The following is a 22,316-nucleotide window of genomic DNA, read 5'->3' on the forward strand; positions in this document are numbered from 1 at the left end:
GACGTCGTCGAAACCCTTGAGGAGACCCCATGGGCCGCTACTCCCCCACCGAGCTCCGTGACGCCCTCGGCGCCGGCCTGCTGTCGTTCCCGGTGACGCACGCGACCGCCGACCACGCCTTCGACGAGGACGGCTACCGCGCCCATCTGCAACACCTCGACGGCTTCGACGTCGCCGGCCTCTTCGCCGCGGGCGGCACCGGTGAGTTCTTCTCCCTGACCCACGACGAGGTGTCCCGGGTCCTGCGGGCCACCGTCGAGGAGGTCGGGGACGGCACCCCGGTGATGGGCGCGGCCGGCTACGGCACCTCACAGACCGTCGCGATGGCGCAGCGCGCCGAGGCGGACGGCGCCGACGGCATCCTGCTGCTGCCGCCCTACCTCACCGAGCTGCCGGGTCGCGGCCTGTACGAGCACGTCGCCCGCGTCTGCGCCGCGACCTCGCTCGGCGTGATCGTCTACCACCGCGCCAATGCCCGCTACGACGCCGACACCATCGTCCGTCTCGCCGAGGAGTTCCCGAACCTCATCGGCTTCAAGGACGGGGTCTGCGACATCGACCTGCTCGCCACCCTCAACGCGCGCCTCGGCGACCGCCTGCTCTACGTCGGAGGCCTGCCCACCGCCGAGACGTACGCCCTGCCCTACCTGGAGCTCGGCGTCAGCACCTACTCCTCGGCGATCTTCAACTTCGCGCCGCAGTGGGCGGTCGAGTTCTACGCCGCCGTCCGCAACCGCGACCGCGAGGATGTGCTCGCCCGGCTCCGCGACTTCGTGGTTCCCTACATCGCGATCCGCGACCGTGGAGCCGGCTACGGCGTCTCGATCGTCAAGGCCGGTCTCACCGCGGCCGGCCGGCCGGCCGGTCCCGTACGTCCCCCACTGACCGACCTCACCGAGGACGAGTTGGCTGAGCTGACCACCCTCGTCAAGACCGTCATCTGACGGCCACCCGATCGACAGGAGAAACCGTGACCCGCCGAATCCTCCAGGTAGGACCGCTCAAGCCGTCGCTGGCCGCCACCCTCACCGACCGCTACGACGCCCTGGTGCTGCCCGACGACGACAGCCGCGCCGCTTTCCTCGCCGAGCACGGGACCTCGATCGGCGCCGTGGTGACCACCGGGCGCACCGGCGTACCGGCCGAGCTGATGGCGCAGCTGCCCGGGCTCGGCGCCGTCGTCAACTTCGGGGTCGGCTACGACACCACCGACGTCGAGACCGCGGCCGCACGTGGCGTACTGGTCTCCAACACCCCCGACGTGCTGACCGACTGCGTAGCCGACACCGCGATCGGTCTCACCATCGACACCCTGCGCCGGCTCAGCGCGGCCGACCGGTTCGTACGCCGCGGCGACTGGCCCGAGGTCGTCACCTACCCTCTGGCTCGTAAGGTCTCGGGCAAGCGGGTCGGGATCCTGGGTCTGGGCCGGATCGGCCAGGCCATCGCGACCCGGTTCGAGGCGTTCGGCTGCCCGATCTCCTACCACTCCCGCCGTGAGGTCCCCGGCTCCCCCTACACCTACGCCGCCTCGCCCGCGCAGCTCGCCGCCGACGTCGACATCCTGGTCCTCGCCACCTCCGGCGGCAGCGGTACGCAGCACCTCGTCGACCGCAAGGTGCTCGAGGCGCTCGGGCCCGAGGGCTACCTGATCAACATCGCGCGTGGCTCCGTGGTCGACCAGGACGCGCTGGTCGAGCTGCTCCTCGAGGGTGGCATCGCCGGCGCCGGCCTTGACGTCTACACCGAGGAGCCCGCGGTCCCCGCGGAGCTGATGGACCTCGACAACGTGGTGCTCCTCCCCCACCTGGCCAGCGGCACCGTCGAGACGCGTGCCGCCATGGAGCAGCTGACCCTCGACAACCTCGACCGCTGGCTCGCCGACGGCACCGTCCTCACTCCGGTGCCGGAGGTGACGCCTCGGGGCGCAGCGCGATCTCGGTGATGCGGTTGCCGTTCCGGGCGGTCACCTCCAGGGTGCCGTCCCGGAGCGCCAGCACCTCCCCGACCTGCGGGATGTGCCCCAGCCGAGCGATGAGATAGCCCGCTACGGTCTCGTAGGCGCCGTCCTCGAGCTCGATGCCGGTGGTGTCCGCGAAGTCCTCGATCGTCATCGCGCCATCGATCCGGGACAGGTCACCATGGTCGCGGATGCGAGCCTCGCCGTGGTCGTACTCGTCACGGATGTCGCCGATCATCTCCTCGACGAGATCCTCGAGGGTCACGATTCCGTCGGTGCCGCCGTACTCGTCCACGACCATCGCCAGATGGGTGCCGCCCTCGCGCATCGTGGCGACCGACGGGATCACCCGCTTGCTCCCCGGCAGCGAGAGCACCGGTCGGCAGATGTCCCGGATCGTGCGCTCGTCCGTCGCGACGACACCGAGCAGGTCGCGCACGTGCAGGAAACCGAGGATGTCGTCGAAGCCCTCGCCGGTCACCGGGTAGCGGGAGTAGGGCAGGTCACGCACGGTCTCGGCTGCCGCGGGAAGCGGCATCGAGGCGGGCATGAAGGTGACGTCGCCGCGCGGACGCATCACCTCCCTCAGTGTCGTCTCGGTGGTGGCGAACACGTCACGCAGGATCCGGCGCTCCTCCTCCTCGAGGTCTCGGTTGGTGGAGACCATCTCGCGCAGCTCCTCCTCCGAGACCTGCTCGGCGGAGGCCTTGGGGTCACCACCGAGCAGCCGTACGACGGCGTCGGTGGAGACCGAGAGCAGCCAGATCACCGGCCGCATCACGGTGGCGAACCGGTCCAGCACGGGCGCGACGGCCAGCGAGATGCCGGCGGCCTTCTGCAATGCCAGTCGCTTGGGCACGAGCTCTCCCAGCACCAGGGAGAGATAGGCGATGAACAGGGTCAGCACGATCAGCGCCGTGGTCTCGGCGAGCGCCTCGGTCAGGCCGAGTCGCTCGAGGTAGGGCGCGACGTCCGGGGCGATCGCCGACCCGCCGTAGGCCGCGGAGAGGAAGCCGGCGACGGTCACGCCGATCTGCACCGCGGCCAGGAAGCGGTTGGGGTCGCGGGCCACCTCCGCCACCCGTGCTCCACGTGCGCCCTTGCGCTCGAGCGCGGTCAGCTGGCTCTCACGCAGCGACACCAGCGCCAGCTCGGTCGCGGCGAAGACGCCGCCGACCAGCACGAACACCAGCACCAGCCCGAGGCTGAGGAACGTCTGGCTGTCCATCAGGCCCGCTCACCGTCCGATGTGAATCCAGGTGAGCGGTAGGAACTTCGAGGCCTCTTCACAGAGATGAATCTACAGGCCTGCCGTTGGGCAGGCGTGGGCCGGACGGACGGACGAGCAGATCACCAAGCGTGGCCAGGGACTCTCGATTTTGTGGATTGCAGTACGTTCATAATAGTATGACCGTAATATAAAACCACTGGCACCCTGGAAGGAGACTCACCTCATGGCGAGATACAGCCCCGAACACAAGGAAGCGACACGGCGCCGGATGATCGAGACCGCGGGCCGCCGGTTCAAGAGCGACGGCATCGACGGCTCCGGCATCGCGACCCTGGTCGCCGACGCCGGACTGACCAACGGAGCCTTCTACGGTCACTTCGATTCCAAGGACGATCTGGTCGCCTCGGTCGTGGCCCAGCAACTCGCCGACCAGGTCGCCGTCGTCGACGCGCTGCCCGCCGGCCCCGCGTCGCTCGATGCCTACCTCCGCGAGTACCTCTCCCCGGCCCACCGCGACAATCTCGCCGACGGCTGCCCGTCAGCCGCCCTTCTGGACGAGATCGGGCGCTGCGGCGAAAGCACCCGAGACGCCTACACCGAGGGCGCCCGCTCGATGATCGAGGCGATCTCGCGCCACCTCGACGAGGGCGACGCCCAGCAGACCGACGAGCGTGCGATCGGCATCTTCACGCTCCTGGTCGGCTCCCTGCAGCTGGCTCGCGCCGTCACCGACACCGACTTGTCCGACCGCATCCTCGCCGCGGCCTATACCCAAGCCATGACCACCGCGGGAGCCCGTTCAGGCCCCGCGACAACACCCATCCAGGAGTCACCGTGAAAGCCTTCGTCGTCACCCACTACGGCCCCGACGGAGTCGAGGCAGCCGATGTCCCGGCGCCGACGGTCGGACCGCGCGACGTCCTGGTCGACGTACGCGCCGCGAGCATCAACCCGCTCGACAACAAGGTCCGCGACGGGGAGTTCAAACAGCTGCTGAAGTACAAGCCGCCTTTCACCCTCGGCCACGACGTCGCCGGCGTGATCACCCAGGTCGGATCGGAGGTCCGTGACTTCCAGGTCGGCGACGAGATCTACGCCCGGCCGCGCGACCTGCGCATCGGCACCTTCGCCGAGCAGATCGCCATCGACGCCGACGACATCGCCCTCAAGCCGACGTCGTTGTCGTTCGAGGAAGCTGCCGCCGTACCCCTGGTCGCGCTCACCGCATGGCAGGCCATGGTCGACCGGGCCCACGTCAGGCCCGGCCAGAAGGTCCTGGTCCACGCCGGTGCAGGCGGCCTCGGGTCCACCGCCATCCAGGTCGCCAAGCACCTCGGCGCCCGCGTCGCCACCACCGCCGGCACCAAGGACATCGAGAGGGTTCGCGCGCTGGGCGCCGACGAGGTCGTCGACTACACCAGCACCGACTTCGCCGAGGTCCTGTCCGGTTACGACGTCGTGCTCGACTCCCTCGGGACCGCGAGCCTCGAGAAGTCGCTGACCGTCTTGAAGCCGGGCGGCCTGGCCATCAGCGTGGTCGGACCACCCGACCCCGACTTCGCGGCCAAGCTGGGCCAGCCACTCCTCAAGCCTGTCCTGGCGCTGATGAGCCGCAAGATCCGCTCCCGCGCCAAGAAGCTCGGCGTGCGCTACTCGTTCCTCCTCATGGAAGCGAACGGCACCCAACTCAAGACCCTCACCGCGCTCTACGAGGACGGCACGCTCCGGCCGGTCCTCGACCGCACCTTTCCCTTCGCCGACACGATCGACGCGATGACGTACCTCGACCAGGGCAAGGCCAAGGGCAAGATCGTGGTCACCCGATGAGCCGCGGAGTCCCACACACCGTGAGCCGTACGTGTCGCGCCTGACCGGCAACCGCAAGGTCATGGACCGCATGCAGAAGCGCGCGGGTGATCTCACGATGTCGTGAACAGACGTGGACCACGCGCTCACGTCACGCCACCCCGACAACCGTCAGCGACACATTGCTCGCCTTCGTCAACCAAGTACTGAACAGGATCCCGATGAACACCACCAGCAACGAGCCCGTCATCACCACCTACGAGCAGGCCCCGACCCGCTCCGTCACCGTCGGCGACGTGACGTACGCCTACCGCGAGCTCGGCCCCAAGGGCGGCATCCCCGTCGTCTTCTTCGTCCACCTCGCCGCGACCCTGGACAACTGGGACCCCCGCATCATCGACCCCATCGCCGCGAAACGACACGTCATCACCTTCGACCAGCGCGGCGTCGGCGCCTCGACCGGAGAAGTCCCCGGCACCATCGAGGAAGCCGCCGAGCACGCCTACGAGTTCATCACCGCGCTCGGTCTCGAGAAGATCGACATCTTCTCCTTCTCGATGGGCGGCATGATCGCCCAGGACCTGATCCTCGAGCACCCCGACCTGGTCCGCAGGCTCGTGCTGACCGGCACCGGGCCGCGCGGCGGCAAGGACATCGAGAAGGTCGCCGGAGTCACCTACCGGGACATCCTCCGGGCGACGCTGACCAGGTCGGACCCCAAGGAGTTCCTCTTCTTCAACCGAGACGCGACCGGAAAGTCGGCCGCGAAAGCGTTCATCAAGCGGCTCCAGGAACGCACCGTCGACCGCGACCGGCCCGCCAGCATCAAGGCGCTGCGGACCCAGCTGAAGGCGATCCAGAAGTACGGTCGCTCCGCCCCGTCGGACCTGTCGGCGCTCACCCTGCCGACCCTGATCGCCAACGGCGACCACGACCGGATGGTGCCCACGGCTCTCTCCGAGGACCTCCATCGCCGCATCAAGGGCAGCCAGCTGATCATCTACCCCAACTCCGGTCACGGCGGGATCTTCCAGTTCCACGAGAAGTTCGCCCCGGTCGCCGCCGACTTCCTCACCGACTGACCTCCGCACCGGTGCGGACGTGCGGGTCCAAGGGGCATGCCCCTTGGACCAGCACGGAAGAGTCACCTCAGAGTTGGCTGATCACCGCCCGGGNGGCCGCCGCAGTCAGTTGCCTAGGTCAGGTGGAGCAATGGAACACCGGAGCGCCGAGCCTCCGAAGGGTCCGACCGGTCCGCCGCCGTCCTGGCGGCCGCCTCCTCCGCCCGCCCCTCCGCCCGCCCCTCGGGTCGCGGCGGAGCCACCCCGAGCCACGCCCAGCAGGCCGGGTGCACGTCGTGCGGCCCCCAAGCCAGCCTCGGCCGGTGCCTGGCTCGCGAAGGCTGAGCCCGCCAAGACCTGGGTGGCGGAGAAGTGGGCCGCGGCCAGGAGGCCGACCTCCACGGGTTCGATGCCCCGGACCTCCACGCAGACGAGTTGGCGACGTTGGGGGAAGGTCACCGCGAAGGTGGCGCTGGTCGGGTTCTTGGCCATCGCGCTGATCGGGTCGGTGACGGCGATCGTGGCCTACAACCGGATCAAGGTGCCGGACCCCAACGCCGCGTTCGAGGTCGAGACCTCGTTCGTCTACTACGGCAACGGCAAGACCGAGCTCGGCCGCTACCAGGACGGCGACCAGAACCGGATCAAGCTCGACGCCGACGAGATCCCGGAGACCGTCAAGCACGCCGTGGTGGCCGCGGAGGATCGTACGTTCTACGAGAACAGCGGCGTCGACGTGAGGGGCATCGTGCGGGCCGCGTTCTCCAACACCACCGAGGGCACCTCGGGTGGCGCCTCCACGATCACCCAGCAGTACGTCAAGAACTACTACCTCAGCGCCGAGCGCTCCTACTCGCGCAAGCTGAAGGAAGCGGTCATCGCCCTGAAGCTGACCAGGCAGAAGAGCAAGGACCAGATCCTCACCGACTACCTCAACACGATCTACTTCAACCGCGGCGCCTACGGCATCGAGGCGGCCGCGAAGGCCTACTTCGCGAAGTCCACCAAGGACCTGTCGCTGCAGGAGACGGCGGCGCTCGCGGCCATCCTCAACAACCCCGCCGGCTTCGACCCCGCCAGCAGCACCTTCCGTGGCGAGGAGAAGCTGCTCGGCCGCTACCAGTACGTCCTCTCCGGCATGGTCGACCTCGGCTACCTGAAGCAGGCCGACGCCGACAAGGTGAAGGACGCGCTGCCGAAGTTCCCCGCGAAGACGGTGCCGAGCCGGCTCGGCGGCCAGCGCGGCCACGCGCTCACCATGATCAAGGCCGAGCTGCTCGGCCTCACCGACGCCCAGGGCAAGCCGCTGTTCACCGAGGAGAAGATCGACAGCGGCGGCCTTCGGATCACCTCCACCCTCTCGCCGAAGGTGATGAAGGCGTCGGCGTCCGCGGCGAAGACCGTGAAGCCGAAGAACCGCAGGGCGTACGTCAAGGACGACCCCGAGCAGAAGAACGCCCTGCACGTGGCGACCGCCTCGGTGGACGTCGCCTCCGGTGCGTTGCTCGGCTTCTACGGTGGTCAGGACTACCTCGACAGCCAGCACAACTGGGCCGCGACCGGTGGTCACGCCGGGTCGACGATGAAGGCCTTCGCCACCGCGGCGGCGATCGCGAAGGGCTACTCGCTGAACTCGACGTGGGCGGGTGACTCGCCGTTCACGACCTACGCCGGCTCCGAGGTCGTCAACGAGGGTGAGCAGGCCGGGATCGCGGACGGGATGGACTACGGCCAGCACATCACCATGCTCAAGGCGATGGAGCAGTCGGTGAACACGGCCTACATCGACATGACCGAGTCGATGGGTGGGCCCGAGGAGGGCCGCAAGGCGATCTACGACACCGCGGTCGCCGCGGGGGTCGCCCCGGCGAAGGCGGACCCGAAGTTCCCGGGGATCCCCAGCACCACGACCGACTTCGACCACAAGACCGATGACCGGATCGCCCTCGGCCGCGCCAACGTCAGCCCGATCAACATGGCCAACGCCTACGCCACGATCGCCAACGGCGGCTACCGCCACGACGTACACGTGGTGAAGAAGGTCCGCGACCGTGCCGGCAACGTCCTCTACAGCTGGAACGGTCGGAAGAACGCCCGGCACGCGATCTCCGAGGACATCGCCGCCGACGTGACGTACGCGATGCAGGGTGTGGTGCAGAGCGGCTCGGGCCAGAAGGCCCAGAGCATCGGCCGCCCGGTGGCGGGCAAGACCGGCACCGGCACCTGCACCAACGAGCAGTACGTCTGCTCGTCGTGGTTCGTCGGGTTCACCCCGCAGATCGCCACCGCCGTGCGCTACTCGCGCGGCAACGGCGAGGGGAAGCTCGACGGCGGCTGGATGCCGTCCTACTTCGGCGCCGACTATCCCACCGAGACCTGGGCGGCCATCATGGCGAAGGCCATGGAGGGCAAGGAGGTCGAGAACTTCCCCGCACCCGTCTACGTCGACGGCCAGGATCCCGAGACCGGACACGAGGAGGAGCTGATCGCTCCGCCCGCCCCGCCGGAGAAGGACAAGGAGAAGTGCGACCCGGTCTCGGAGTTCTTCGGCACCTGCGAAGGTGACGGCGGGGGCGGCTGGGGAGGCGGCGGCAAGCCCTGGGAAGGCCGTCCATGAGGTGAGTTGAGGCGTACGCCTCAGGCGTTTCGCGACACTTGTGCATTTATTAACGGGTGTCTAGGATCACGCCCATGGAGTTCGAGCTGGCCGCGGCCACCCCAGCCAAGGATCGTCGCGTCCGGCGTTCGCGGGCGGCACTGATCCAGGCCGCAATCGCGCTGGTCACCGAACGGGGCACGGCGGCGATTCCGATCTCCGACATCGCGGCGGCGGCGGACGTGAGTCGGCAGCTGGTGTACCAGCACTTCGGCGATCGCGACGCCCTGCTGCTCGAAGCCGCGCTCGACCTGGCCAGGACAGAGCTGCTGCCACGTTTCGCGGACGTGGCGTCACCGGAAGGGCGCGAGCGAGCGCTGGCCCTGACTCGGCACTTCGCCGAGCATCGCGTCTTCTACCGGGCGATGCTCAACAGCTCCAGCGCCTACGCGCTGACCAAGGCACTCAGCGGCCTGATCATCCCGGTCAACCGACGTGCCATCGATGCGCAGTTCGCCGAGGAGTACGACCCGCAGCAGCTCGATGACCTGGCGGTCTTCGTCACCGGCGGCGGGGCGACCGTCGTCAACGCCTGGGTGACCGACGCGGACGACCCGCTCGACCCCGAGGACCTCGCCGACCGCCTCATCGGACTGCTCGGCGTCATCACCGGCGCGTTGCGCCGAACCGCTGCTTCCGAGAAGGAGACCGACCGATGAGCCTGGTCAGCCACATCATCCAGCGCCAGATGAAGCTTCCCGAGCCGCTGACGCGGCGGGTCGTCGTCGACCGTGACCTGAGCGTGCCGATGCGCGACGGCGTGGAGCTGCTGGCCGATCGCTGGACGCCGAAGGGCGGCGCGGAGGGCCTGCCGACCGCGCTCATCCGGTGTCCGTACGGCCGCTCTGGCTTCTTCGGCGCGATCATGGCCCGCCCGCTCGCCGAGCGCGGGTACCAGGTGCTGATCCAGAGCGTCCGCGGCGGCTTCGGCTCCGGTGGCGTCATGGATCCCATGCTCCAGGAGCGCGAGGACGGCCTGGACACGTTGGACTGGGTGATCGAGCAGCCGTGGTTCGGCGACTCCATGGTGCTGGTCGGCATCAGCTACCTGGGCTATGTGCAGTGGGCGGTTGCCGACAGCCTGCCGCCGCAGGTCAAGGCCATGATCCCGGTGGTCACCGAGTCGGCGCTGACGAGTGAGTTCATGCGCGCCGACGGTCGTTCGCTGGAGTTGCCGCTCGAGTGGGGCGCGCTGGTCGCCACCCAGGAGCGCCCCTTCGCGATGTTCCGCAGGAACGCCCAGACCAAGAAGACTGCCGCTGCCCTGCACGTGCTGCCCCTGCAGGACATGGACGTCGCGGCCACGGGCCGGCGTTCGCAGTACATCCAGGACGTTCTCGCCCATGATGCCGACGATCCGCACTGGGACGGCATCGACCACCGCCATCGGGTCGCCGGCACGCGTGTCCCGGTCAGTTCCATCGGCGGCTGGTACGACGTCTTCCTCCCGGGTCAGCTGCGGGACTTCGCGATTCTTCAGGACGCCGACAAGCCGGCCCGGCTCACCGTCGGGCCCTGGACCCATGTGGACCTGACGATTCCTGGAGCAGCCGAAGCGGTCGACTTCGGCCTGGCGTACGCGCGCGGCGAGGAGCCGGCCGATCGGGCGCCGGTGCGGCTGTTCGTGATGGGCGAGGACGCCTGGCGCGACTTCGAGTCCTGGCCGCCGAAGGGCTATGAGCCGCAGCACTTCCACCTCCAGAGTGATGGCGGTCTGTCGGTGAGCGCCCCGGACGACTCGGATCCCGACAGCTATCACTACGACCCGGCCGATCCGACCCCGGCGGCCGGGGGCATCAGCATCAGCAGCGGCGGCCGCGTCGACAACGGTGCCGTGGAGGCCCGGTCCGACGTGCTGACCTACACCACAACGGTGCTCGACGAGGACGTCGAGGTCGTCGGCGAGGTGAGTGCCGAGATCTGGTTCCGGTCGAGCCTGGCGTACGCCGACGTCTTCGTGCGGCTCTGCGATGTCGACGAAGAGGGACGCTCCCACAATGTCTGCGACGGACTCACCAGTCTGACGAGCGCCGATGAGCTCACCTGCGCGACCGTGCGGCTCTGGCCCACGGCGCACCGGTTCAAGCGCGGCCACCGGATCCGTGTGCAGGTCTCCAGCGGCGCGTTCCCGCGCTACGCCCGTAATCCCGGGACCGGGGAGCCGCTCGCCACCGCCACGACGCTCCTGGCTGCCGACCAGACGGTCCACCACGATCCAGGGCATCCTTCGGCGCTGATCCTGCCGGTTCGCGCCGTTTCGACCACGTAGCATCCAATATGTAGGACAAGCGTCCATTGTTCGAGACGTACGCCTTGCGGGGCGCTCTCCGTCTCCGGCACCATCATCGGCGAAGGTCACGACTGCCAGCGCGAAGCCCCGGCTTGCTGGCGGGCAACCCTCCCACGCGGTGGGGTGCTCCGGGTGACGACCAGGCCCTCGCCGAGGTGGCGCGGGCAAGCGCGTGCTTCGCCGGGTAGCCCTGGGGAGCCATGACCCGAAGGGTGCCCCCATGTCCCTGCTTCCGCTCGTCGGCTCGAACACGCAGGTCCCGCTGCTGGACGGAACGACCACGACGTACGCCAACCTCGATGTCGCCGCGTCGGCGCCGGCCCTGCAGAGCGTGGTCGACCGGGTGGCCGAGGTCCTGCCCTGGTATGCCTCGGTGCATCGCGGCGCCGGCTACCTGTCCCAGGTCTCGACCGCCCTCTACGAGGAGTCGCGCGCGACGATCGGCGCCTATGTCGGCGCCCGCGAGGACGACGTCACCGTCATCACTCGCAACACCACCGACTCGGTGAACCTGCTGGCCGGCTGCGTACCGGGCCGGGTGCTCGTACTCGACATCGAGCACCACGCCAACCTGCTCCCGTGGCGCCGCGTCGAGGCCGGTGTGACCGTGGTCGCCGGCGGCGACACCCTCGCCGGCACCATCGACGCCCTCGCCGGCGAGCTGGACCGGGACAGCTTCGCCCTGGTCGCGATCACCGGCGCCTCCAACGTCACCGGCGAGGCGCTGCCGGTCGCTGAGATCGTCACCCTGGCGCACGCCCACGGCGCCCGGGTCCTCGTCGACGGCGCCCAGCTGCTCGCCCACCGTCACTTCTCGCTGGCCGCGACCGGCGCCGACTACGTCGTCCTCTCCGGCCACAAGCTCTACGCCCCCTACGGCGCCGGCGCCCTGGTCGGGCGCCGCGACTGGCTCGACGTCGGCACCCCCTATCTCGCTGGGGGAGGCGCCGTCGACGACGTTGAGGTGGGGGAGACCACCTGGCAGCCCGCCCCCGCACGCCACGAGGGCGGCTCGCCCAACGTCATCGGCGCCGCCGCGCTGGCCGCTGCCTGTACGACTCTCGGCGGCCTCGAGCCCGCCGAGCTGGACCGCCACGAGGCGTCACTGAGGGGGCGCCTCGTGGCCGGCCTGTCCGCGCTGGAGGGTGTCGATGTGCTGCGCTTGTGGCCCGACTCCGAGGAGCCCGTCGGCGTGGTGACGTTCACGGTCGACGGCATCGAGCCTGGTCGGGTCGCGGCCTACCTCTCCGCCGAGCACGGTCTGGGCGTACGCGACGGCCGGTTCTGCGCCCAGCCGCTCCTCAAGCGCCTCGGGCTCACCGGCGGCGCGGTCCGCGCGAGCATCGGGATCGGCACCTCGGCCGCCGACGTGGACCGGCTGGTGGCCGGCGTACGTTCTCTTCTCGCGGGTGACGTCCGGGGCGACTACGTCCTCGTCGACGGGGCCTGGACGCTCGCCGAGGACCCGCGCCCGCTCGTCGGACCGGCCGGTCTGACCCGCCTGGCCGACACCGCCGGCTCGTGCGGAGCGGCCGTCTAGCGGGGATGATTCGGGGCGCTCACGGCGTTGAGGAATTGTGAGCGAAAGAGTGCATGGAGAGCGGAAGGTTCGCGGCGGCAAGCTGGTCGTCGTCGACGCGACAGTCTCCGCTGACACGATCATCGACGTCGTCCTCTCGGGCGACTTCTTCCTGGAGCCCGACGAGGCGCTGGGCTGGCTGACCGAGGCGCTGGAGGGACAGCCCGTCGACGTCTCCCTCGACCAGCTGACCGCGGTTCTCGACGTCTCCGCCCGTGACGCCGAGCTGGTCGGCTTCGGCACCCGCGACGTCGCCCTGACGGTGCTGAGGGCGCTGGGCCGGGCCACGACTTGGGACGACCTCGACCTCGAGATCGTCGAGACCGGGCCGCTGGCGCCGCGGATGCAGATGGCGCTCGACGAGGTCATCGTCCGCCAGGTCGCCGAGGGTCGCCGCGCCCCCAACCTGAGGTTCTGGGACTGGGCCAGCAGCGCGGTCGTGATCGGCAGCTACCAGTCGATCTCCAACGAGGTCGACGAGGCCGCCGCCGAGCGTCACGGCATCGAGGTCGTACGCCGCGTCTCGGGTGGCGGCGCCATGTTCATCGAGCCGGGCAACACGATCACCTACAGCCTCGCCGTCCCCGACACGCTCGTGGCCGGCATGTCCTTCCAGGAGTCGTACGCCTTCCTCGACGAGTGGGTGCTGCGCGGCCTGCGCAGCGTCGGCATCGAGGCCGCCTACGCCGGTCTCAACGACATCGCCTCGCCGGTCGGCAAGATCGCCGGCGCCGCGCAGAAGCGGATCCCCGGCGGCGTCCTGCACCACGTCACGATGGCCTACGACATCGACGCCGACAAGATGCTCGAGGTGCTCCGGATCGGCCGGGAGAAGATGTCCGACAAGGGCACCCGGAGCGCCGCCAAGCGCGTCGACCCGATCCGTTCCCAGACCGGGCTGAGCCGCGAGAAGGTCATCAACGCCCTGCTGGCGGAGTTCGAGCAGAGCTTCGGGGCGGCGTACCTCGGCCTCGACCGGGCCACGATCGACGAGGCCGCGGCCTTGGTCGAGAGCAAGCACGGCACGCGGGAATGGATCAACCGAGTGCCGTAGTCTCGAAATCGTTCTGAGGCCCGGCGACTGCGTCGCCGGGCCTCAAAGATTTGGACTCCGCTGCTCGGAGCGTTCCTTGGATGAGATGGGGGGGTCCTCATTCACGACCGACATCACGAGCAGCGGAGCGCCGCCAGTCTGGCACGCTCAGATGGGCCCTCGCAATAGGTGAACGCCCCTCCGAGCCTATTTTCTGTCGGTCGATCTGCAGGGCGGAACACATGGACTATGGAAAGTACTAGACCAGAGGATTTGGACCGTACTTTCCGGGTCCTCTGACCCAGGCAGGCCATGCTCGCGGACGGGGTCGCGAATGACGGTGGCCGCCATGGTCGGCTACCCTTGACACATGCAGATGTCTGTCCTGCTTCTTAGGCAGCCGCGCTGACCCTGAGGGACACACCCCGGTCACGCGGCTAGCCCTCCATGTGGGGGCCCTTTTTCATTCATGGAGCTTTGTTCCAGAAGCAGTCTTGACGCACGACACTCGACAAGGACGAAAGACCAATGACGCAGGAGCAGGCCGAGCAGACGACGTACGACGTCACCGAGCTGCAGGACAAGTGGCGCCCTATCTGGGAGAAGCTGGAGCCGTTCAAGGCGGGTCAGCGAGAAGGGGCCGAGAAGCGCTACGCGCTCACGATGTTCCCCTACCCCTCCGGCGACCTGCACATGGGCCACGCCGAGGTGACCGCGCTGCACGACGTGATCGCCCGCTACTGGTGGCTGAAGGGCTTCGACGTCCTGAACCCGATCGGCTGGGACTCCTTCGGCCTGCCCGCCGAGAACGCCGCGATCAAGCGCAACGAGAACCCCGCCGGCTGGACCTACGCCAACATCGAGACCCAGGCGGAGTCGTTCAAGCGCTACGGCATCTCCTTCGACTGGTCGCGCCGTCTGCACACCTCCGACCCGGAGTACTACAAGTGGACGCAGTGGATCTTCCTGAAGCTGTACGAGGCCGGCCTGGCCTACCGCAAGAAGTCGCCGGTCAACTGGTGCCCCAACGACCAGACCGTGCTGGCCAACGAGCAGGTCGTCAACGGCGAGTGCGAGCGCTGCGGCGCGGTGGTCACCAAGCGTGACCTGACGCAGTGGTACTTCAAGACCACGGCCTACGCCGAGGAGCTCTACAACGGCCTGGACCAGCTGCAGGACACCTGGATCGGCAAGGTCGTCAACATGCAGCGCAACTGGATCGGCCGGTCCGAGGGCGCGCACGTCGACTTCGAGATCTCGCTGACGGACGGCACCAAGAAGTCGGTCACCGTCTTCACGACCCGTCCCGACACGCTGTACGGCGCGACCTTCATGGTCGTCGCCGCCGACGCCGACCTGGCCAAGGAGATCGTGGCCCCGGAGCAGGCTGCTGCGCTGGAGGGCTACCTGGAGGACGTACGCAAGGCCTCCGACATCGACCGGCTGGCGACCGACCGTCCCAAGACCGGTGTCGACCTGGGCGTCACCGCGACCAACCCCGTCAACGGCGAGCAGATCCCGGTGTGGGCGGCCGACTACGTGCTGGCCGACTACGGCACCGGCGCCGTGATGGCCGTCCCGGCCCACGACCAGCGCGACCTGGACTTCGCCAAGGCGTTCTCGCTGCCGGTGCGCCGCGTGGTGGACGTGCCGGGTGCGGAGAACCCCGAGGAGACGTACGTCGCGACCGCGGGTGACGGTGCGTACGTGAACTCGCCGGAGCTGGAGGGCGTCGCCGACAAGGCGAGCGGCATCCACAAGATCATCGAGAAGCTGGAGGCCGAGGGCCACGGCAAGGGCACGATCAACTACCGGCTGCGTGACTGGCTGCTGTCGCGGCAGCGCTACTGGGGCGCGCCGATCCCGATCATCCACTGCCCGGTCGACGGCGAGGTGCCGGTGCCCGAGGCCCAGCTGCCGGTGCAGCTGCCCGATCTGGCTGGCGCTGACCTGAAGCCGAAGGGCGTCTCGCCGCTGGCCGCGGCCTCGGAGTGGGTCAACGTGACCTGCCCGAAGTGTGGTGGGCCCGCGACGCGCGACTCGGACACGATGGACACCTTCGTGGACTCGTCGTGGTACTTCCTGCGCTACCTGTCGCCGACCGACGAGACCCAGGCCTTCTCCTCCGAGCTGGCCCGCGAGTGGGGTCCGGTCGACTTCTACCTGGGCGGCGACGAGCACGCGGTGCTGCACCTGCTGTACTCGCGGTTCTTCACCAAGGCGCTGCGCGACATCGGCCTGATCGACTGGGACGAGCCGTTCACGTCCTACCTGTCCCAGGGCAAGGTCATCAACGGCGGCAAGAAGATGTCGAAGTCGCTGGGCAACGGTGTGAACCTGTCGGACGTGCTGGAGGAGTTCGGTGTCGACGCGACCCGGCTGACCCTGGTCTTCGCCTCCCCGCCGGAGGACAACATCGACTGGGCCGACGTCTCGCCGGCGGGTTCGGTGAAGTTCCTGCAGCGGGCCTGGCGCCTGGCCGGGGACGTGACGTCCTCCCCGGGTGTCGACGTCTCCGGTGGGGACGTCGCGCTGCGGCGTACGACTCACAAGACCGTCGCCGAGGCCGAGCAGCTGATCGAGTCCTACCGGTTCAACGTGGTGGTGGCTCGGGTGATGGAGCTGGTCAATGCGACCCGGAAGGCGATCGACTCCGGCGTCGGTCCTGCCGACCCCGCCGTACGTGAGGCCGCGGAGACGGTCGCGATCCTGCTCTCGCTGGTCGCGCCCTACACCGCCGAGGAGATGTGGGAGCGCCTGGGGCACGAGCCGACGGTTGCGCGGGTCGCGTGGCCGACGGTTGAGCCCCACCTGCTCGTGGAGGACTCCGTGACCGCCGTCGTGCAGATCAAGGGCAAGGTGCGTGCGCGCCTGGAGGTCTCGCCCTCGATCTCCGAGGCCGACCTGGAGGCTGCGGCGCTGGCCGACCCGGCGATCGCGGCCGCGATCGAGGGTCAGACGGTGCGCAAGGTCATCGTCCGCGCGCCGAAGCTCGTCAACATCGTCGTCTGATCGGCTCGGCTCACGCTGTCGAGGCGACGGGTCGATCTGTAGGCTTCTGACATGGCCCGGGTAGCGATCGTGACCGACTCGACCGCGATGCTTCCATCCGATCTCGGGGATGCCGCGGAGCTGATCACATCGGTGCCGTTGCAGGTGATCGTGGATGGGACGTCGTACGACGACGGGGTGGAGGAGACGTCGCCCGAAGCGCTGCTGACGGCGTTGGCGGCGCACAAGACGGTGACGACCTCGAGGCCCTCGCCGGCGCTGCTGGCGGAGGTCTACGAAAAGCTCGCGGCGCAGGGCTTCGAGGAGATCGTCTCCATCCACCTCTCCGCGGAGCTGAGCGCGACGTGCGAGTCCTCGATGCTCGCGGCGCGGGAGGCTCCGGTGCCGGTGACCACCGTGGACACGCGGGTTGTCGGACCCGCGGTCGGGTTCGCCGTGATGGCCGCCGCGGCGGTGGCCGGACGCGGCGGGAGCGCTGCCGAGGCGCGCGAGGCCGCGCTGGCGCGGGTCGCAGCGACGCGTTCCTACTTCTACGTCGACACGCTCGAGTACCTGCGCCGGGGCGGGCGGATCGGAGCCGCTGCTGCCCTGCTCGGGACGGCGCTGGCGGTCAAGCCGCTGCTCACGATCGAGGACGGGCGGGTCGTGCCGCACGAGCGGGTGCGTACGGCCGAGCGGGCGATCGCGCGGCTGCAGGCGCTCGGGGTCGAGGCGGGTGAGGATGCCGACGCCGTCGAGATCGTCGTCGCTCACCTGGGCAGTGCTGACCGGGCGGCCGCGATGACCGAGGGGCTCTGCGCCGAGCTGAACGGCAAGATCAACGGCGACGTACGCGTCGGGGTGCTGGGCGCGGTGCTCGGTGCGCATGTCGGACCGGGGTGTGTGGCGGTCGTCGTGGGGCCCAAGCTCTGATTCTGGGCCCGTTCTTGGGCCGGTTACCGTCCACAGGGACGGTTGAGGATCGGGTTGTCCACAGGCGTTGAGAACGCGCTCGGAAGTGTCGGCGCGGGCGCATAGCTTCGGCGTCATGCGGACCCGACCGACCTCTGATCACTCCGATGCCGTCGCCCGGCGACTGGAGCAGCTGCGCGCCGAGCTCGACCCGCCGGGGGAGGAGGACGAGGGCGAGGAGGACTGGCAGCCGCCGTGGTGGGACGGGCCGAGAGCGACCGACACCGCGGAGCTGGATCCGTTGGTGCCGGTCCCGGGGCGCCACGCGTCTCGGCGTCAGGTCGTGATCTCGCCTGATGCGGTGCTGCCCGAGCCGCTGCGTGGGCGGGTGAGCCTCGGTCCTTGGCATCTCGTCGTGGTCTCGCTGGTGCTGGTCGCCGGGTTGGCGGTGGCCTGCTGGTGGATGATCCGCGCCGACCCGGAGGTGGTGCCGGCCGCCCGAGCCTCGCCCTCGGCCTCCCCGCTGGTCGCGCTGCCGACCGACTCGGTGGCGCCCGGGAGCACGACCGCGGTGCCATCGGGCGGGGCGTCGGCCGGAACGGTGACGGTCGACGTGGAGGGCAAGGTGCCCAAGCCGGGCATCGTGGTCCTGCCGGTCGGCTCGCGGGTGGTGGATGCCGTCGAGGCCGCCGGTGGGGCCTCCCACAAGCAGCTCGCCGGGCTCAACCTCGCCGCTCTGCTCAGCGACGGTCAGCAGATCGTGGTGGGCGCGCCCAACGGGGGAGTGGGAGCTGCGGTGACCGGCTCCGGTGGTCCGGCCGCCGGGGCCTCGGGAGCGGGAGTGAGCCTCAACGCCGCCTCCATGGAGGAGCTGGAGACGCTGCCCGGGGTGGGGCCGGTGACGGCGCAGGCGATCATCGACTGGCGCACCACCAACGGCGCGTTCACCTCCGTCGACGAGCTGCTCGAGGTGGACGGGATCGGTCCGAAGACCTATGACTCGCTGGCTCCGCTGGTCACGTTGTGAACGACCTGCGGCTGCCGCTCCTCGGGGCCGGTGCGTGGGCGGGGGCGTTGGCCGGGCCGGTGGTGGCCGGAGGACGGTCCGGGGTGGTTCTGCTCGTGCTCCTCGCCGCGGTCCTCGGCATCGGCGGCGGATGGGCCGTTCGGAAGCGCCGCCCGACGGCGCTGGCGTTGTTGCTGATGGTCGCCGGGACCGCCGTCGTCGCGGGGCTGCACGCCGCCCGGGTCAGCGACAACCCGGTGGCGGACCTGGCCGCGCGCAAGGCGCAGGTGCGCGTGGTCGCCACCGTCACCACCGACCCGAAGGAGGTGACGGGTCAGCATGGGACGTACCAGCTCCGGCGCGCCAGCGTGCGGGAGATCAGGGGCCGAGGGGTGCTCTACCGGTTGCGTACGCCGGTGGTCGTGCTCGGCGACGACGCCTGGGCGGACATCCCGCTGGGGGCGACGGTGACGACGACCGGACGGCTGGGGAAGAGCAACTCGCACGAGGAGTCCGCGCTGCTGATCGCCGGTCCGCCGCGAGTCGTCGCCGGTCCGGGGATCTGGTGGCGAGCCTCTGAGACGCTGCGCGCCTCGATCCGGGATGCGGTCGCACACCGGCCACCGGACCAGGCAGCGCTGGTCCCGGCGCTGGTCGATGGTGACGACACCGGCCTCTCCGACGACCTCGCCGACGACTTCCGCACGACCGGGCTCACGCACCTCCTCGCGGTCTCGGGCACCAACCTGACCCTGGTGGTCGGGTTCCTGCTGATCGTGGCCCGTTGGGCCGGGGTGCGGGGGAGAGGGCTGTACGCCGTCGGGGTGCTCGGCATCCTCGGGTTCATCGTGCTCGCCCGCACCGAGCCGAGTGTGGTGCGGGCCGCCGCGATGGGCGCGGTCGGACTGCTTGCGATGACGCACAACGGGCGCCAGCGAGCGCTGCGCGGGCTCGGCGCGGCGGTGATCGGGCTGCTGCTGATCGACCCCGGGTTGGCGACCTCGATCGGGTTCACACTCTCGGTCCTGGCCACGGCCGGCATCCTGCTCTTCGGGCCACCATGGCGCGACGCTCTGAGGCGTTGGATGCCGCAGTGGTGCGCGGAGGCGATCGCAGTCCCGGCAGCGGCGCAGCTCGCCTGCACTCCGGTGGTCGCCGCCATCTCGGGCCAGGTCAGTCTCGTCGCGGTGCTCGCGAACCTGCTCGTCGAGCCCGCCGTCGCACCCGCGACGGTGCTCGGTCTCCTGGGAGGTCTCCTCGGGCTGGTGTGGGATCCGCTCGGCATGGTCGCGGGCACGATCGCGACCTGGTGCGTCGCCTGGATCATCGCGGTGGCCCGCTTCGGTGCCGGGCTGCCGACCGCGGAGGTCGGCTGGGCGACCGGGCCGCTGGCCCTGGCGGTGCTCGTGGTCGTCTGTGCCGCGATCGCCTTCCTGGCTCCTCGCATCCTGCGGCATCCGATCACCGGGGTGGCCGGATGCCTGGTGCTGCTCGCGGTCGCGCTGGTGCGGCTGCCGAGCCCTGGCTGGCCTCCACCGGGTTGGGTGCTCGTGATGTGCGACGTGGGACAGGGAGACGCCCTGGTGGTGCGCACCGGGACGGGGAGTGCCGTCGTCGTGGACGCCGGCCCCGATCCGGATCTCGTCGACGACTGTCTCGACCGCCTCGAGATCGAGGACGTTCCGCTCGCCGTGATCACCCACTTCCACGCCGACCACGTCAACGGCGTCGAGGGCGTCTTCGCCGGCCGCCGGGTCGGTGAGCTGTGGACCTCGCGCCTCCAGGACCCGCCCGAGGGCGTACGGGTCCTCGGGGAGACCGCCGGCGCGGCCGGGGTGGTGCCGGTTCCAGCTCCCTACGCAGCCACGACCACCATCGGTGAGGTGCGGATCCAGGTGCTCTGGCCGACGGGCGAGTCCGACACCCGCGGCCCCGGGGACGGCTCCACCGCCAACGACGCGAGCGTCGTCCTCCTCGTCGAGTCCCGCGGCCTGCGCCTGCTGCTGACCGGCGACATCGAGCCGGAGGGACAGGACCAGCTCGCCGACGACCTTGCCGAGCTCGACATCGACGTGCTCAAGGTGCCCCACCACGGCTCGCGCTATCAGGACCTCGACTGGCTGCGTACGCTGCGGGCGCAGGTCGCGCTCACCTCCGTCGGCGCCGGCAACGACTACGGCCATCCCGCCACGGCCACGGTCCAGGGGCTCGAGGAGAGCGGCACCAAGGTCTACCGCACCGACCGCGACGGCTCGGTCGCGGTCGTCGAGTCGGGAGGTGAGGCCGCCGTGGTGACGCGATAAGTGTCGGTGCCGTGTGGGAGGGTTTGGGCATGGCACGCACCGCCTCCGCCCCGAGCCCGACCGGCAACCTCTCGGCCTCCGACGTCCTGGGTCGGGTGACGCTGGTGACCGGCAAGGAGGAGTTCCTGGGGGAGCGTACGGTCGCGGCTGCGAAGGCCGCGGTGAAGGCCTACGACCCCGAGGCTGAGGTCTCCGAGGCAACTGCTGCTGAGCTGGCCCTGGCCACGCTCGGCGAACTGAGCGCGCCGTCTCTCTTCTCGAGCATCAGGTGCGTCGTCGTCCGAAACCTCGAGAACCTGCCGGACGAGTCGGTAGAGGGCCTGGTGGCCTATGCCGGGATGCCCGCGGAGGAGGTCGCACTCGTACTCGTCCACGGAGGTGGGCAGAAGGGCAGCGGCACGCTCGCCAAGCTCCGCAAGCTCCCGAAGGTGACCGAGCACAAGTCGGTGGAGCTGAAGGCGCGTGAGTTCGGCAGCTTCGTGAAGGCCGAGGTGCGGCTGCACGGCGGGAGTATCGACGAGGAGGGCGCCGACTTCCTGATCCAGGCGGTCGGTCAGGATCTCCGCGCCCTGTCGGCGGCGGCCAGCCAGCTCGCCTCCGACAACGAGGCGAAGCGGCTCGGCCTGGAGCACGTGAAGCAATACTTCGGTGGCCGCGCCGAGGTGAAGAACTACGTGATCGCCGATGCGATCATCTCCGGCGACCGGGTCAAGGCCCTCGAGGAGATCCGCTGGGCCCTCGACACCGGCTCCTCCCCGGTCTACGTCCTCTCCGCCGTGGCCGGCCAGCTGCGCACCGTCGCCAACCACGTCGCCGGCATCCGCGACAGCGGCACCCCGCCCTGGAAGCAGAAGTCCATCGCCGGCCTCGCCCGCGGCTGGTCCCGCGAAGGCATCGGCGAGGCCCTCCGCTCGGTCGCCCGAGCCGACGCCGACCTCAAGGGCGCCGCCAGCGACCCGGCGTACACGCTCGAGCGCCTCGTCCTCACCATCGCCGCCCTCCGCCAGCGCTGACCCTCCCGACGCGTCACCCCGGTCGGCCGAGGCGTCAGGTGCGTCGGGCGAGATGGCAGCACAGTGCCCACTCGGCCGACGTATGTGACCTCTCGGCCAGCGCGCGTGACGCCTCGGTCGACGGGGGCGACTTCTCGGCAAATGAACGAAGCCCCCGTCGCGGAGGACGGGGGCTTCGGTAGGGCTTACCTCAGAGGGAGGAAGCCTTCTTGGCGATCGCCGACTTGCGGTTGGCGGCCTGGTTCTTGTGGATGACGCCCTTGGAGACGGCCTTGTCGAGCTTCTTGGTGGCGACCTTGGCGGTCTCGACCGCAGCGTCCTTCTCGCCGGCCTCGGCGGCGGCGTGGAACTTGCGGATGACGGTCTTGAGCTCGCTCTTGACGGCCTTGTTGCGCTCGTGCGCCTTCTCGTTCTGCTTGTTGCGCTTGATCTGCGACTTGATGTTCGCCATGGGTGAATGATCTCCAGTGCTTCG

Annotated in this window: 18 protein-coding genes, 2 pseudogenes and 1 riboswitch; of the genes and pseudogenes, 15 read left to right on the plus strand and 5 right to left on the minus strand. The window is 69.6% G+C overall.

From position 1 onward, the window contains the following. Positions 1–29 precede the first annotated feature (29 nt). Both kdgD and ACFX43_RS07530 read left to right on the plus strand, forming a co-directional pair. Positions 30–944, plus strand: coding sequence for a 5-dehydro-4-deoxyglucarate dehydratase (gene kdgD, locus ACFX43_RS07525; protein WP_378818955.1), 915 nt, complete (start codon positions 30–32; stop codon positions 942–944). 26 nt (positions 945–970) lie between these two features. Beyond that, a complete protein-coding gene (locus ACFX43_RS07530; RefSeq protein ID WP_378818958.1) occupies positions 971–1,945 on the plus strand; it encodes a 2-hydroxyacid dehydrogenase in 975 nt (324 codons plus the stop codon). On the opposite strand, the gene ACFX43_RS07535 is transcribed toward ACFX43_RS07530, so the two are convergent. From ACFX43_RS07535 to ACFX43_RS07550, 4 genes and pseudogenes are all read right to left on the minus strand, one after another. Beyond that, positions 1,896–2,198: a transporter associated domain-containing protein gene (locus ACFX43_RS07535; protein WP_378840780.1), complete on the minus strand. Its 303-nt coding sequence runs from the start codon at positions 2,196–2,198 to the stop codon at positions 1,896–1,898. The genes ACFX43_RS07530 and ACFX43_RS07535 overlap by 50 nt on opposite strands. A 6-nt stretch (positions 2,199–2,204) precedes the next feature. After that, positions 2,205–2,339: pseudogene (locus ACFX43_RS07540) on the minus strand (hypothetical protein); the annotation flags it as partial. After that, positions 2,306–2,383, minus strand: coding sequence for a hypothetical protein (locus ACFX43_RS07545; protein WP_378840784.1), 78 nt, complete (start codon positions 2,381–2,383; stop codon positions 2,306–2,308). The gene ACFX43_RS07545 and the pseudogene ACFX43_RS07540, both read right to left, overlap by 34 nt. A 4-nt stretch (positions 2,384–2,387) precedes the next feature. Beyond that, positions 2,388–3,188, minus strand: a pseudogene (locus ACFX43_RS07550) (hemolysin family protein); the annotation flags it as partial. A 226-nt stretch (positions 3,189–3,414) separates the two neighbouring features. Here ACFX43_RS07550 and ACFX43_RS07555 point away from each other — a divergent pair. The 13 genes from ACFX43_RS07555 to holA all read left to right on the plus strand — a co-directional run bounded on the left by ACFX43_RS07555 (position 3,415) and on the right by holA (position 21,841). Further along, positions 3,415–4,029 (plus strand): TetR/AcrR family transcriptional regulator, encoded by a 615-nt coding sequence (locus ACFX43_RS07555; RefSeq protein ID WP_378818960.1) that lies wholly within the window; start codon positions 3,415–3,417, stop codon positions 4,027–4,029. Beyond that, positions 4,026–5,018 (plus strand): NADP-dependent oxidoreductase, encoded by a 993-nt coding sequence (locus ACFX43_RS07560; protein WP_378818963.1) that lies wholly within the window; start codon positions 4,026–4,028, stop codon positions 5,016–5,018. Before ACFX43_RS07555 ends, ACFX43_RS07560 begins: the two co-directional genes overlap by 4 nt. 200 nt (positions 5,019–5,218) lie before the next feature. Next, a complete protein-coding gene (locus ACFX43_RS07565; protein ID WP_378818966.1) occupies positions 5,219–6,079 on the plus strand; it encodes an alpha/beta fold hydrolase in 861 nt (286 codons plus the stop codon). Between the two features lie 388 nt (positions 6,080–6,467). Beyond that, a complete protein-coding gene (locus ACFX43_RS07570; RefSeq protein ID WP_378818969.1) occupies positions 6,468–8,675 on the plus strand; it encodes a transglycosylase domain-containing protein in 2,208 nt (735 codons plus the stop codon). Positions 8,676–8,749: 74 nt separating this feature from the next. After that, the gene (locus ACFX43_RS07575; RefSeq protein WP_378818971.1) at positions 8,750–9,373 is read left to right on the plus strand and encodes a TetR-like C-terminal domain-containing protein; all 624 of its coding nucleotides are present in this window, start codon (positions 8,750–8,752) and stop codon (positions 9,371–9,373) included. After that, positions 9,370–10,983 carry a CocE/NonD family hydrolase gene (locus ACFX43_RS07580; protein ID WP_378818973.1) on the plus strand — a complete coding sequence of 538 codons (1,614 nt, stop codon included), beginning with the start codon at positions 9,370–9,372 and terminating at the stop codon, positions 10,981–10,983. Before ACFX43_RS07575 ends, ACFX43_RS07580 begins: the two co-directional genes overlap by 4 nt. A gap of 84 nt (positions 10,984–11,067) precedes the next feature. After that, a riboswitch (SAM riboswitch) is annotated at positions 11,068–11,181 on the plus strand. A 43-nt stretch (positions 11,182–11,224) separates the two neighbouring features. Continuing rightward, positions 11,225–12,544 (plus strand): aminotransferase class V-fold PLP-dependent enzyme, encoded by a 1,320-nt coding sequence (locus ACFX43_RS07585; protein ID WP_378818976.1) that lies wholly within the window; start codon positions 11,225–11,227, stop codon positions 12,542–12,544. Between the two features lie 49 nt (positions 12,545–12,593). After that, positions 12,594–13,637, plus strand: a complete 1,044-nt coding sequence (locus ACFX43_RS07590) for a biotin/lipoate A/B protein ligase family protein (RefSeq protein ID WP_378818978.1) — start codon at positions 12,594–12,596, stop codon at positions 13,635–13,637. 507 nt (positions 13,638–14,144) lie between these two features. Beyond that, on the plus strand, positions 14,145–16,628 hold the full coding sequence (gene leuS, locus ACFX43_RS07595) for a leucine--tRNA ligase (protein ID WP_378818981.1): 2,484 nt from the start codon (positions 14,145–14,147) through the stop codon (positions 16,626–16,628). Positions 16,629–16,679: 51 nt separating this feature from the next. Then, entirely contained in the window at positions 16,680–17,540 is an 861-nt protein-coding gene (locus ACFX43_RS07600; protein ID WP_378818983.1) for a DegV family protein, read from the plus strand. 115 nt (positions 17,541–17,655) lie between these two features. Continuing rightward, entirely contained in the window at positions 17,656–18,546 is an 891-nt protein-coding gene (locus ACFX43_RS07605; protein WP_378818985.1) for a helix-hairpin-helix domain-containing protein, read from the plus strand. Further along, positions 18,543–20,828: a ComEC/Rec2 family competence protein gene (locus tag ACFX43_RS07610; RefSeq protein WP_378818988.1), complete on the plus strand. Its 2,286-nt coding sequence runs from the start codon at positions 18,543–18,545 to the stop codon at positions 20,826–20,828. Before ACFX43_RS07605 ends, ACFX43_RS07610 begins: the two co-directional genes overlap by 4 nt. 29 nt (positions 20,829–20,857) lie before the next feature. Next, positions 20,858–21,841 (plus strand): DNA polymerase III subunit delta, encoded by a 984-nt coding sequence (gene holA / locus ACFX43_RS07615; RefSeq protein WP_378818991.1) that lies wholly within the window; start codon positions 20,858–20,860, stop codon positions 21,839–21,841. Positions 21,842–22,031: 190 nt separating this feature from the next. Here the strand turns inward: holA and rpsT are convergent, their stop codons facing one another. Further along, positions 22,032–22,292: a 30S ribosomal protein S20 gene (gene rpsT / locus ACFX43_RS07620; RefSeq protein WP_091048431.1), complete on the minus strand. Its 261-nt coding sequence runs from the start codon at positions 22,290–22,292 to the stop codon at positions 22,032–22,034. Positions 22,293–22,316: the final 24 nt, after the last annotated feature.

Source organism: Nocardioides sp. YIM B13467 (assembly GCF_042788075.1).
Taxonomy (GTDB): Bacteria; Actinomycetota; Actinomycetes; order Propionibacteriales; family Nocardioidaceae; genus Nocardioides.